This is a genomic window from Salinimonas sediminis (assembly GCF_003429285.1).
GTDB classification, from domain to species: Bacteria; Pseudomonadota; Gammaproteobacteria; order Enterobacterales; family Alteromonadaceae; genus Alteromonas; species Alteromonas indica.
Genome location: NZ_CP031769.1, coordinates 643770 through 657159, shown reverse-complemented (window position 1 = coordinate 657159; position 13390 = coordinate 643770). Strand labels below are relative to the sequence as shown.

The 13390-nt window shown below is 49.2% G+C and carries 9 protein-coding genes; 4 read left to right on the top strand and 5 right to left on the bottom strand.

What is annotated here, in order from left to right; translation table 11 throughout:
- Positions 1-48 precede the first annotated feature (48 nt).
- Positions 49-738 (bottom strand): phosphate regulon transcriptional regulator PhoB, encoded by a 690-nt coding sequence (gene phoB / locus D0Y50_RS02960; protein WP_108565466.1) that lies wholly within the window; start codon positions 736-738, stop codon positions 49-51.
- A 204-nt stretch (positions 739-942) separates the two neighbouring features.
- Between phoB and D0Y50_RS02955 the strand changes: the two genes are divergently transcribed.
- Positions 943-2670: a sensor histidine kinase gene (locus tag D0Y50_RS02955; protein WP_117315423.1), complete on the top strand. Its 1728-nt coding sequence runs from the start codon at positions 943-945 to the stop codon at positions 2668-2670.
- 111 nt (positions 2671-2781) lie between these two features.
- The gene (gene rdgC, locus D0Y50_RS02950; RefSeq protein WP_108565468.1) at positions 2782-3690 is read left to right on the top strand and encodes a recombination-associated protein RdgC; all 909 of its coding nucleotides are present in this window, start codon (positions 2782-2784) and stop codon (positions 3688-3690) included.
- A gap of 44 nt (positions 3691-3734) precedes the next feature.
- Here the strand turns inward: rdgC and D0Y50_RS02945 are convergent, their stop codons facing one another.
- Both D0Y50_RS02945 and D0Y50_RS02940 read right to left on the bottom strand, forming a co-directional pair.
- The gene (locus D0Y50_RS02945) at positions 3735-5795 is read right to left on the bottom strand and encodes a TonB-dependent siderophore receptor (RefSeq protein ID WP_408640688.1); all 2061 of its coding nucleotides are present in this window, start codon (positions 5793-5795) and stop codon (positions 3735-3737) included.
- Positions 5796-6070: 275 nt separating this feature from the next.
- Complete coding sequence (locus D0Y50_RS02940; protein WP_108565470.1) at positions 6071-6628, bottom strand: helix-turn-helix domain-containing protein; 558 nt, start codon at positions 6626-6628, stop codon at positions 6071-6073.
- Between the two features lie 128 nt (positions 6629-6756).
- Here D0Y50_RS02940 and D0Y50_RS02935 point away from each other — a divergent pair, with 128 nt between their 5' ends.
- Together D0Y50_RS02935 and D0Y50_RS02930 are read left to right on the top strand one after the other, a co-directional pair.
- A complete protein-coding gene (locus tag D0Y50_RS02935) occupies positions 6757-7932 on the top strand; it encodes a benzoate/H(+) symporter BenE family transporter (protein ID WP_117315420.1) in 1176 nt (391 codons plus the stop codon).
- A gap of 459 nt (positions 7933-8391) precedes the next feature.
- Positions 8392-8676: a hypothetical protein gene (locus tag D0Y50_RS02930; protein ID WP_108565472.1), complete on the top strand. Its 285-nt coding sequence runs from the start codon at positions 8392-8394 to the stop codon at positions 8674-8676.
- Between the two features lie 272 nt (positions 8677-8948).
- Here the strand turns inward: D0Y50_RS02930 and D0Y50_RS02925 are convergent, their stop codons facing one another.
- Both D0Y50_RS02925 and D0Y50_RS02920 read right to left on the bottom strand, forming a co-directional pair.
- Positions 8949-10376 (bottom strand): toxin-antitoxin system YwqK family antitoxin, encoded by a 1428-nt coding sequence (locus D0Y50_RS02925; RefSeq protein WP_117315418.1) that lies wholly within the window; start codon positions 10374-10376, stop codon positions 8949-8951.
- Entirely contained in the window at positions 10373-12172 is a 1800-nt protein-coding gene (locus D0Y50_RS02920; RefSeq protein ID WP_147318220.1) for a hypothetical protein, read from the bottom strand. The genes D0Y50_RS02925 and D0Y50_RS02920 overlap by 4 nt, the downstream gene beginning before the upstream one ends.
- Positions 12173-13390 lie beyond the last annotated feature (1218 nt).

Here is a 13390-nt window from a genome sequence, read left to right as displayed (position 1 = left end):
AACGTTAAGGCAAAGCCTGTGGGTGCGCTACCCAGCAAGCTTCGGCTATTAATGCTTGGTAGAGAACCGGTAACCTGCGCCGCGAACCGTTTGAATCATGGCATCGTGGTTATGCTTTGAGATTGCTTTGCGTAATCGCCGTATATGCACATCAACAGTGCGATCTTCAACATACACGTTGGTCCCCCAGACATTATCCAGCAACAATTCTCGGCTGTAGACCCGTTCAGGATGGGTCATAAAGAAGTGTAGCAGCTTAAATTCCGTAGGCCCCATATCAAGCGGTTCTTCATTCGCCGTAACCCGATGCGAAATCGGTTCCAGCTTAAGGCCGTTAAACTCAATAGGCTCTTCACTGGAGGTAGGTGTTACCCGACGCATTACTGCTTTAATCCGGGCAATCAGTTCCTTCGGAGAAAAGGGCTTGGTGACATAATCATCAGCACCGGCATCCAACCCGCGAATTTTGTCTTCTTCTTCACCACGAGCGGTTAACATGATAACCGGGATATCACGGGTAAACTCGTGCTGCTTAAGGCTTTTTGCCAATTGCACACCACTGCCACCGGGCAACATCCAGTCAAGCAGGATCAAATCTGGATAAGGCTCACAAATTTTTTCCTGGGCGACGTCATAATCTTCGGCTTCCACCGTGGTAAAACCAGACTGTTCAAGCACAAACTTCAGCATTTCGCGAATTGGCGCTTCGTCTTCCACTAACAAGACTGTTCGAGACATAGATTGTTTCCTGCTCATATCAAAACGCCGCTATTATTGATTGAATCTGTGACAGTTTTATTAAATGCATTACACTAATGTGTCAGGTTTTTGACCAAACCGTTGCAAATGAAGCTTAACGCAAAGAGGCTTGTGAAAACACGCTTTTACGCATATTCTTGATTTAATAAATGCGTTTTTGAGTAAAATGGATTTGCCCAGCCAATGACCACAGTAAAAACGGGATTATCAAGAAAACTATTAACCCGTGTACTGTCGGTGTACTTCATCCTTACCGTCATTGTTACTATTGGCCAGATATTTACTGAGTATCTGAGTACCAAAAATCATATTGAAAGCGAACTCAAAACCCTTAAAAACACCTTTTCCACCAGCCTCACCCGGGCCATCTGGGAGCTCAATACGCCCCAGGCCACCTCTATCGCCGAAGGCCTGCTAGAGCTACCGATTATCGAAGGCGTCCAGATTCGTGATGAAATGGGCGAATATATTGCTAATTTGGGGAACACCAGCGAACAGGTAAGCACGCCTGTGCAAAGCGGTGTGATGCAAGACCATACAGGCGGGATATTCGGCTATAGTTTTCCTCTGATTTTCGAATTTTCCGGGCGTGCCTCCCATGTTGGAGACGTCACCCTCTACTCCAGTTTCGATATTATCTTCGGGCGGATTGAAGTAGGCGTGTTCTTCTTGGTGGGCAACGCGATTATTAAAACCACGTTTTTAGTGTTTTTATTTATGACTGCGTTTCGGCGTATGTTGTCCGAGCCATTGGCTGAGATAACAGAACAGATGGGCGCCTTTGATGCAGAACACCCTCACGAGTCAAAAATTGCTGTTTTTGTTGAAGACGATAATGAGCTGCGGCAGTTACAGTATTCCTACAACCAGGTCATTGATGACCTTATTATTTCGCAAAACAAACTGCATGGCACGCAGGAAGCGTTACAACGTGCTTATCGCCAGTTAGATGAACAAAATCTGTTGCTGGAACAGGAAGTCGCCCGCAAAACCGCCTCGCTTTCACAAATTATGCTGGATTTAGAACAGCAAAAAGATGAACTGATTGCTAACCAGCGCGAGTTACGCCAGGAAAACGAGCACCGTAAACGCGTGGAAGATGAATTACGCGAACGGAATACCGAGCTAGCCCGATCGATGGAAGTACTGGATCAAACCAAAGATCAGTTGGTGGAGTCTGAGCGTATGGCGTCGCTGGGGGGATTGGTCGCAGGCATCACCCACGATGTGAATACCCCACTGGGCGTAAGTGTGACCGCCGCCAGCTTTTTGCAAGACCGTATCGCCACCTTACAAAAAGGCTATGAGCAAAAAAGCCTGACCAACAGCCAGATGAACGCGTTTATTGAGGATGCCCAGCAGACCTCTGCGTTGCTTATGTCTAACTTACACCGGGCTGGCGAATTGATCGCCAGTTTTAAACAAATTTCGGTAGACCAGACCAGCGAGGCCGAACGTACGTTTAATCTGAAGGTGTACCTTGACGAAGTGGTGCAGGCTTTGGCGCCCCATTTTAAAAAGAATGCGCATACCATTAGCATTCAATGCCCCCTCGACCTGGTGGTACGTTGCGCCCCCGGGGTTATTGCCCAGCTCATGACCAACATGATTATCAACTCGTTAATTCATGGGTTTGAAACCATGCGCAAAGGGCGCATTGAGGTGGAGGTTAGTGTGGACGACACTAATGTCACCTTAGTCTATAAAGACAACGGTAAAGGGCTGACCGAAGCACAGTTAGACAAATTATTTGATGCCTTTTTTACCACGCGTCAGGACAAGGGCGGCAGCGGTCTGGGAACCCATATTATGTATAACCTGGTAACCCAGACGCTAGACGGTACCATAAAGGCTGACAGCGCCCCAGGCGAGGGGTTGCGCTACCATATAACTTTTCCGCACCATCAATAAACTGCCGGTGCATTTTATCCTCAAAGGTAGAAAACCAGACTAAAGTTCGTTGCACCGACGTGTCCCGATTGGTACGCTTGCGGCCCATCCTGAATAACTTAGTATCTGGCAATGTGGTTTAAAAATATAAAAGCCTACCAACTTACCCAACCTCTTTCGTTGGACGATGATGACCTGCAAAACGCATTGAGCGAATTTACCTTTCGCCCTTGTGGAAGTCAGGATTTAAACACTATGGGATTCGTGCCGCCACTATCGGCCGCCGGTGAAAGCACAATGATGTTTCACCAAGTCCAGCAGCGCTATTGGATCACTTTGAAAAAGCAGGAAAAAATCCTGCCTGCCGCCGTGATAAACGCCGAATTAGAAGAAAAAGTTGCACAAATTGAGGCGGAAACCGGCTCTACGGTTAACAAAAAAGCCCAGTCTGATTTAAAGCAGGAAATCGTGACCCGGTTGCTGCCCCAGGCATTTACCAAAAATAGCTATACCCACGGGTTTATTTCACTGCCTGACAAGATGGTAGTGATAGATAGCTCTTCTGATGGTAAAGCTGAAGCCTTTATGGCGATGATTAGAAAAGCAATATCGTCGTTACCGGTAGTGCCGTTGTCCCGTCGTAGCCTGCAAGGCGAGCTGACACATTGGCTTACCGATGGTGCGCCGGATAATATAGAGCTATTGGAAGAAGCTGAGCTGAAGTCTACCGATGATTTGGAAAGTGTTATTCGCTGTAAAAACCAACCATTGGATAGTGAAGAAATCAAACTGCACCTGGACTCCGGTAAACAGGTTCAAAAGCTGGGTTTTGCGTGGCAGGAATCATTAACCGCGGTAATTGCGGAAGACGGGTCATTTAAGCGGGTTAAGTTTACTGACCGGGTAAAAGAAGAAACCGACGATATTCCCAAAGACCAGGTAATGGCCCGGCTCGACGCCGAGTTTGCCCTGATGTCAGGTGAACTGTGTCAGTTTCTGGATTATATCCGTACCACTTTGAAGTTAAACGACGATCAATAACATCTCGCCATGCCGGGCTCGCCCGGCATGGCTCGTGCCGGTTCTTAGAAGCGTTTTTGCACGCCAACTTCAATTCGCCGCTGTGCCCCATACCAACAATTATTGGTATCGTAACAGGCGCCCACATACTCTTTATCCGTCAGATTACTTACACTGCCGGTCAGGCGCATGTCATAGTCGGGGATATCATAGGCCAGTACTACATCTACCAAGGTGTAGGATGGCACGACATCACTGTTGTATTTATCAGCTTGTTGCTCGCCGGTATACCGTACACCCGCCCCCACCATCAGGCCGTTTAGTGCCTTATCAAAGAAATAGTTAGCCCATAACGAAGCGCTTTCCTCGGCGGCCCACACCGGTGTTTTACCTACAACGTCCAAATCTTGGGGATTTTTCGTTACTTCCATGTCCAGCAGGGTAGCATTTGCTTGCAGTACCCAGGCATCGCTTATCTTAGTATTAAGTTCCAGCTCAAGCCCTTTGGATTCAACTTCTCCGTTTTGGGTTTTTGAAATAAAATCGGGGGAGTTAACCACTACGTTTTCTTTGGTCAGAACAAAATAGGCACTGGTAAAGGTGGTGGCGCCGTCCTGGCTTTGGAATTTAGTTCCTACCTCTATCTGCTCTGCGGTGGTAGGTTCAAACGTCTTTTCGGTTACTGAATCAATTCCTACCACAGGCTCAAACGATTCAGAGTAGTTGGCATAAACCCGCCAGCCTGAATCAAAGGAATACATAGCTGCGGCACGGCCAGAAAACTCGTTTTGGTCAATCTCTGCTGTGCTGCCATAGGCGGTGCCAGCATAAACATTGCTCTGCACATCGGTGCTGTCGTATTGGTCAAGGCGCCCATTTAACAAGAAGGTAAAGTTACCTGTCTGAATTTCATCTTGCGCATAAAACCCTAATTGACGGATATCAATAACATGGTCTTGTTGATAAAACGCCAACGGTAACGCCGCCACATCGAACAGGTCATTATTCACGTTGCTCAAGTCTAGTGTCGGGGTATCGGTGCCCAGCGTGTCGCGGTAGGCTACGGTGGAATCTGACTCCTGATAGTCCACCCCAAACAGTACATTGTGTTCAAAATTACCACTTAACAACTTACCTGCCAGCTGTGTATCTACAGTAATGCCATCAATTTCCTCGTCGGTCTGATAAGCAGCACGCGCCAGGGTAATGCCGTCTTCGCCCAGGCTATTATGATAGGTATTTCGCTGTAATGCGTTAGCATCGGTATAGCGGAATTTTTGCAATACTGACCAGTTGTCGTCCAGTTGATGGTTTAATTTGTAGCCCAACATCAGGACATCGCGCGAGAAGCTGTTCCAGTTTTGATCGCCAGCATAAGTGGCCACATCAATTTTACCATAGGGCGCGTCGTACAATGTTCCTACCCCTGGCAAGGGTGTTGACGGTACCATTTCTGGATCGTCCTGATAATAGGCCGATAAGGTGAGCTCGGTTGCCTCCCCTAAATCAACCGTTACCGAGGGTGCGAAGGTATACCGTTCGGTTTCAGTAGTATCCTGATAGCCATCACGGGTACGCCCCAGCGCCACCACCCGGTAACGGGCATTATCTGTCAGGGCCCCAGTAGTATCGACACCCAACTCCAGTAGACTGTCAGATCCAACAGTGGCACGAACCAGTGTTTCATTGCTATCTGTGGGGTATTTAGCCACCTGGTTTACCATACCGCCCGGGGGAACCAGACCATACAATGACGACGCCGGCCCTTTTAGTATTTCCAGCGCATCGGTAGCAAAAGCATCAACCTGGGGATACAGGTTCCAGCTATTGTTAGTCAGTAAAGGCAAGCCATCGTAAAACGTTTGATAGGTAGTAAAACCCCGAATAGTGAACTGGTCAAAAATAGTAATGGTGGGCCGGCTTTCCGTGGTAACACCAGAAGTATAGCGAAGTGCCTTGTTTACAGAGTCGGCCTGGCGTAATTGAAGTAACTCCTGATCGATAACACTGATACTGACCGGTGAGTCGATTGGACGTAATGAGGACTTCGTTGCAGTACTGCGATAAGCCTGTAACGGATTAATCTCAATATGCTCCAGTTCTTCCTCATCGCTGACCTGTGCCATAACGGCGCCAGACAGGGTACTAAGAGAAAACAACGCCAGCGCAGGATGCGCCCAGGCACGGGAATACTTCTTCATGCAAAGGTCCTTTTGATAGGTAAACAAGGGCGATAGTTTCGCCACAACTCTAAATGGTAATTATTATCATTTAGTTTTACATGTTTTTACTATGTCGTAAAGGACTACTGTTTGGGACTGACGGCCTAATGAGTGAACACTGTGAAGCCTGACAAAAGCGCCGGCCTGTTTGATACTCCTTTTACTATCGCAGATATCAACTACCGCGGATAAGTAATAATATCAATAAACCGGGTCAGGCCATGCTCATCGCGGTACGCATGGGGTTGGTCAGCCTGTAGCACAAATTGTTCCGTGGGTTTAACCTGATACCAGCTGCCACCTTGTTGTACTGCCAGGAGCCCCTGTAATACATGCAGGTGCTCGGTTACCCCCGGACTATGCGCCGTAGACCGCTGCTCGTGACGATTCGTTAAGGTAATTTCAAATGCCTCCATGCCCGTCTGGGGATTATAGCGAAACAGGGTGTTAACAAGCATGTCGGCATCGTGGCAAAATCCGGCATTCATCGCCTGCCCCCCTTTGTGTTGCGGATGTTCGGCGTCCCCAATAAAGGAAGAAAACGAACACTGCAGGCCAGTGGCGATCTTCCATAAGGTAGCGATGGTCGGGCTGGACTCCTGACGTTCAATCTGGCCCAGCATGGCTTTTGATACACCGGTAGCCTGGGCGGTTTTATCCAACGACCAGCCTAGTTCCCGGCGTCGCGCGTTAAGTTGCTGGGCAATACATTGCATCAGTAACGCCGAATTTTCCATCTGCCCTCCCTTGTGCGTTATAACGCACAGTGCTATGTTTGGCTAAGCTTGTGCGCTATAACGCACGCCTTTATCTTAGCTTACCGATAACCCGGCCCCGTGCCAACGTTCAAACGGAAATTCCTGCTATGTTAAAACAGTTATCGCTTAGTCATGTAACTGCCGGGGTGACTGCCGTCGTAGTAGGCTACAGCAGTGCAGTGGTACTGGTTATTCAAGCCGCGCAAACTGCCGGTGCGACGCCAGCAATGATCACCAGTTGGTTACTCGCCCTGGGGATAGGGATGGGGCTAAGTTGTATCGTTTTTTCATGGTGGTATAAAGTACCGGTGGTTACTGCATGGTCCACCCCCGGCGCCGCGTTTTTGATCGGCGCGGTGGGCGGATACCCCCTCAATGAAGTTATTGGCGCGTTTTTGCTTGCCGGGATATGCTCGCTGTTGGTAGCGCAAAGCCGCTGGCTGCAACAAAAAATCTCCGCCATACCTGATGCTATATCATCCGCTATGCTGGCCGGTATAATCTTACCAGTATGTTTGAACATTTTTGCCGATGTCAGCCAGTACCCGCTAATCAGTGCGATGTTTTTACTAACGTATATCGTGGGATATCATTTTTTCCCCCGCTACATGATGCTGTGCCTACTGGCGCTGGCGATAGTCACCGGGCTTAGTTTTGACAGTGTGGATACACACTCCTGGGTGTGGGCGGTAGCAATGCCGGTGTGGGTAACACCATCGTTTTCGGTCTCGGCGGCGGTAAGTCTGGCATTGCCGTTGTTTTTAATTACTCAGTTATCGCAGAACCTACCTGGCATGGCGATATTAAAAGCCCATAACTATCAACCCCGTCATCAGGTGGTACTTAGCGGGTTAGCGGTACTGCAAATAGTCACCGCGCCCTTCGGCGGATTTTCCTATAACTATGCGGCAATCACCGCCGCCATCTGTATGGGCGAGAGTGCCGGTAGCGAGCGGTCGCAGCGCTTTCGCGCGGCCATTGTGGCGGGTGTGGTGTATGTGCTGATGGGTTTCGCCGCCGCGCTGGTGGTACAAATATTTGTGGCCATGCCCGAGGTTATCGTACATTTGCTGGCGGGCTTGGCGTTGGTAGCGACGTTGCAAAGTGCATTGGTGCGCAGCATGGATAATCACGCTGTGCGTCACCCCGCATTACTCACCCTGGTGTGCACTGCATCGGGTATGAGCTTGTTTCAGTTGGGCGCACCAGTCTGGGGGCTGGCTCTGGGCCTGGCGTTGTTAGGTGTAGCAACGTTGCAGCAGCATAGCCACCGCCATAAATAATACTGCCCCGGTTCAAAGCAAAAACCGCCATTGGTGTTACCTATAGTTAGCGGTTTCACCGGGTATACCTGATTTGGCCAGGCTTTGGGGCCTGAGTCTATGCTCGCCGTTTTATTGTTTCTCCCTGCGAGGCTTCAGATAACAATAAAGCAGCTCAATGAAATAGCCGATTTACCTGTATATCAGGCAGATAACCGGACAATACCAATGAGTTGGCTGGCCAGAAAAGTGCCAGTAAACGATCAGTTCTGCAGCCGCTAACGTGTCGCCTGATGGGTGCATGGGGGTTCTTTTGTACGCGATTAAAGCGCCGGGCATACCAACGTGTCGTACTGTCACGGGTATATTAACTGGAGTGCGCTATACTATCGGCAGAGCAAGCTGCATAGATTGCCACGCTAAGCGCTAAGCGCTAAGCAGCGCCATCAAACCACTTAACCTAACAAAAGGATTTTTAGGATGAAACAAGCAGGTTTACTTTTTCTCTTTATAAGTTTGTTACATGGCTGTGTAGTGGTCCCTGAAACCGACACCGCGAAAATCACTCGCTGTGAGATTTCATCTGACCGTAAAACCCTGAAGGTCATCAATGGCTTCAAAGACACAAATACCTTCTATTCTATCAGTGGTCTTATGCTGCTTCCTATCTCCGGCGTATTGTCTGGCACCTACGTGGCAATTAACAATGTTTACCATTTTGGCGAAGAACGCATAGTCTGTGGCGCAAAAGACGAGCCCACCTGAATCGCTAAGTAAGCAGCCTACTTATGTATCTGCTGCATCGTTATCTGTTGCATTGGTATCTGTTGCATCGGTAGCGGCTGCATCATTGGGCACACGGCAGGCGATGTAACCGGCGAAGAGCGAATGTCACCGCCTTACCCAGTTGCCCCAGGCCGCTCTCGTCACCGCCAGCTACGCTGCCCCGCACGTTTCGTGTAGCACGGTATTAAGGTGGCTAACCTTGGGTAGCGGCCTTTCGCTTATGCCGGAGGCCAAGGGTGGGTTCGACAAAGCTATTGAAGCTGGCCTTGTTTAAATTGCTGAACCGTTTGCACTACCCCGTTTTCATACGTCACGCGCTGCCCATGGCGCTTACCATGTTGATAATGTTCAAAGAGGGTCAGCGCCCCATTGTCGGCAAATAAATACTGTTTGCCCTGAAGTTTCCCTGCCGCATAGTGAAGGTTGGCCGTGGTGTAGCCGCGCCCATTAACCCGCGTCCAGGCGCCGGTTTTTTTGCCCATATCATAATGGCCTTGCCAGCGATTATCGCGCTCCGGCTCTATCCAGGCGCCCTCTTTTCTGGCCTGCTGATAATGGCCACGGGCGATAAGTTCTCCCGTGGCGGCATGTTCCTCGTACTTCCCATGCAGCTTCCCATTCAGGTAAACCTCTTCAATTAACAGGGTATTGCTACTGGCATCGTAAACCTTACGAGGCCCATTAAGTTGGCCACGCTGGGTATAGGTTGCGTAAATCACCCGGTCATCGCCGTTTGTTTCTTGCCAGTCGCCGACTTTCACGCCGTTTCTATAGTGCCCCTGGTTGGTAACCTTGCCACCGCTTTGTTCACGATAAAGGCCATCCTGCTTACCATCTTTCATATGCTTAACAATAGACCAGTCCTCATACATGAGTCGCTGTTCACCATTGTTGCCATAACCATTTTCCTCTACCAACTCAAATACATGGCCGTCTCGGACTTTTTTAACCAGTTTGTATGGATGGCGTGCATTGGGGACAAAGCCATTATCAGGGTCACTTATGGCCGCGGCGATAAATGTCACGGTGCGGTCATTTTGCCAGGTAGTTTCCTTCAAGCCCGGTGCATAGCCTGGAATCGCTACCGGTACCGTTTGCTGACGCAGCCGGCCTTCAACAGTCCACTCAGACTGGCTTATAAATTCGCCCTGTGCGGTACGCTTGGTTTCTTGTACCAATTGGCCCGCCCGGCTCCAGCGCCGTGCTGTGCTGACTTTTTTATTCGCGGCATAAGGGGTGAAAGCCTGCAATGCGCCATTTTCATAAAACTCCACATGTGCCCCTTGCTGTTTACCGTCAACATAGGGTACCCGTTCCAGTAAATAACCTTGAGGGCTACGCATGACCATTTGGCCGGTATACCCTTCACCAAAAGCATAGACAATACGCGATAGTAGCCCCAGTTGCCGATAAGCAGCCAGCTGAGTGCCAGTGAGGGTGCCACGGCCAATGGTCAGTGTGGTGCTTTGCAGTGTAACAATCAGCTTATCGCGCTGATCATATACCGCTATGGTGTATACCCCATTGGCGTCAGGCTTAATATCGGTGGAGTAATAGTAAGTTCGATTGACCTCGACCGTAGTAGGCCGCAAATTAACATCCAGGTATGCTTTACCAGCGTAGGACAGCGGCGCATACCCGCTTACAAACAAAGCAAGAAAAAGTACCAGGGCTCTCATTGCGCGCCGACCTCGGCTAAGCGGGGGAGCGTCACCTTAAATTGCCGCTCAATTGGCTTATCATCATGGCCGATAACCTCAATGGTGGTCGGCACACCGGCTACCCGCAAAGTATTATCGGGAAAGATTACCGCATCTAAAGCAGTGCTTGGGGTTAAGGCTACCCCTTCTGATACCGTTTGCAGGCTCAGTACGCGGCCTTTTGCATCAAGCATACGGTAGTGTGCCAATAGCTCACCCACGGTGCTGAAGTGGTGTTTATTTAGCAAGTCTTCTGTGGCTACTACCCATGGAGATTGCTCGTCCAGTATAAGTTCGGCAGGCTGCCACATGGCAGACGAAGTGCAGGATAGGTCGACGGTACGCTCGCCCAGGTCATAAAAGAACTGCCGGACGCCGTCTTCGGTTTGTAATTGCAACATGGCTGGTTGCGCAAAGCTATCGTTGTCCGTGATGGCTGCAAATATCAACGGTGTGCCTGCTTCTTCTGCTGATGAAGTTAAGCTGGCAGTACAGGCTTCGATTTGTGCTTGTAGCATCGATAGCAGCACCTGCCCGCGATCGAGTCCGGTAGGCTTAAGTGCATGCAGCGGCGCTGGCTGGCGCGTGCCTTCGTACAGGTATTGCACCTCGGGCTTTACAGCAGGATCCATACGGCGCGCATCGGCAGTGCGAAATGTTAGTTGCCGGGAACTGGCCGCTACGTCTGCCGAACGTGATACGACCAAATCAATATACGCTGGCGCGCGATCGGTACGAATCAGCATCCGGTGTGCTTCAGGCCGGGGACTGGCCCGGTACCGAACCAGGCTCTCTTCCGCCGTTAACCACTGAGGCGCTGCCGGATAGGCGCGGAACTGAATGTCAAAGGGTTGGCCATCTGCCAGTCTTGGGCTGACTCGATCAGTAGCCTTACCTTCAAATGTCAGTTCGTACACATCGGCGTCCTCACTTGGGCCAAAATGTATGTTGACTCCCTTTTTTTGATAATGTGCTTGCTGATGCTTATCCGGTGTAAGTCTGATAATAAATGACTCATCTGGGTACCAGGCGACGGTTGCCTGCAGGCTGGCAGTCTGGCGTGCTATCTGGGTTAAGTCGCCCAATGCTGTAAAGTGTAAGGTTGCTTCGGTAAGTGCATCCTCTTCATCCCCGCCATAGGTATAGGCGCGGCCAAGCTGCATAGGTGGTGTCAATTTTTCCCCTCGCGCATCAAACAGCACAGGGTCGGAGATTTTAACGACGCCAGTCCGAGCAGGGTGAGACACCTGGTGGCGTAAGGAGAGCTTCAGCGTATCTTCATCTTGCTCAAGGGTTGCATGGGGCTGCCCGAACATTTTATCGGCATCAGATACACTGACTATTTTATCAGGCAGCTCGCCACCGGATAGCGGGGTCCAACGGTTCGCCCAGTCAGAGCGCAACCGGGGCACGTGGGTTTCTTGTGCATCCGCTACCTGAGCCATTATTTGGGTAGAACGAATACCTATGGTTTTACCGGCAAACGTATGCTCAAGTTCGGTGGTCAGAACCTGTTTTATAATCCAGCCTGAAGCGCGCTCAAGTATCGCTACACCTGCCAGCCGGTTACCCGGTTCTCCGCCGTGATAACTAACCCATACCCGGTTATCCGTCACTTTGGTTACGGTAAGTTCAACACCGGTAATGTCGCGCAAACAGGTACGCGTTTGCCATCCTTTTTCAGCGATAACCGAGACGGCCAGATTTGGCTGCCCCACCTGCTGTAACAGGCTGTTAATATTGCTGCCCAAAACACTTGATAACATATCGCGCATGCTCTCACCCGAAGAGCTTACATCCTGCAGCTCGCCTGTTTTGGCATTTAATATCATCTTGGCACTGGAGGTCTGTTTATCGGTAAAACCGGGTGGCAAATCGTCCGGGACTGAACTGCGAAAATCAAATGAGCCTATCGACGCTTCTAAACGTCCGGCGTCTAACTGAATAATAATTTCATCAGCGGTTCGGTGGGTAATTTCCGCCGTTGTGTAAGCACCCGAAGATATAAATTCGCTACCATCATCAGGAGAGGAAATTTCGACTGACTGTAAAGTACTGTATTGTCTTTTTTAACCTTTTTCAGCGATAAAAGTGACTGCCTTGTCCGAAGCCCTCTCCAAAGAACAGCCCGATAAAACGATAAGCGTAAATAAAGCGAAAATACCGCGCATAAATTCTCATTTTTATAATAAACATGCTTTCCGAAAATATCTGAAAGCAAAATATAGTCAGACTGGCTTAATGGTAGCCGTCGGCGGGGGAGTGATAATGCGGTAAAGGGTAACGACCTGGGATAGTTATTGCAACGCCTGTAAGCCACCTGGCTTATACATAAGAAATACTTAAAATACAAAGTACTATAAATAACGAAAGCAGAAAAATGTGGAGCAGTACCCTTGCCGCTTTATACCATTCAGGTTAATTAAAGAGGTATAAAAGCAAATAAAGAGACAAGTGTTGTGTATAACCACCCGCGGTTAACTTAAGTGGCCAGGTACTCAGGCAGCCAATGTGCTATTTTACATTACCCCTGTCCTATCACACTGCTCTTAGGCTGTATAAATCAACAATGCAGTAGAGCTGAATACCGCCATCTGGTTTACCCTAATTAACCTATTATTTTTTCGAAGACCGATTTTTTCTGGCAGCGATAATACCGGCAATAAATATGATAAAAATAATAAAGCCCGCGGTAAGTAATATATCTATCAGTAAGCTCATTATATTTCCTGCGAATCCCGTTTTTAATAGGTCTATATTAGTACAAGACTATCCTTAATAAAGACTAATAGCAGTGTGACTCATCTATTGTTCCACCGTAAGGCTTGAAAACGCCTACTCGCCAAGCGAAAGCATCGTGCCTTTTGCTGCTTCTCGCTTCAGATAGGCCCCACATTTTTGATAGCAGGCTCGCCGATGTGGCAGAATCTGCGGTAAACATTCGCTAACTGTCAGATAATTATACATATTAGTTAGATCGAATATTTTAAGTG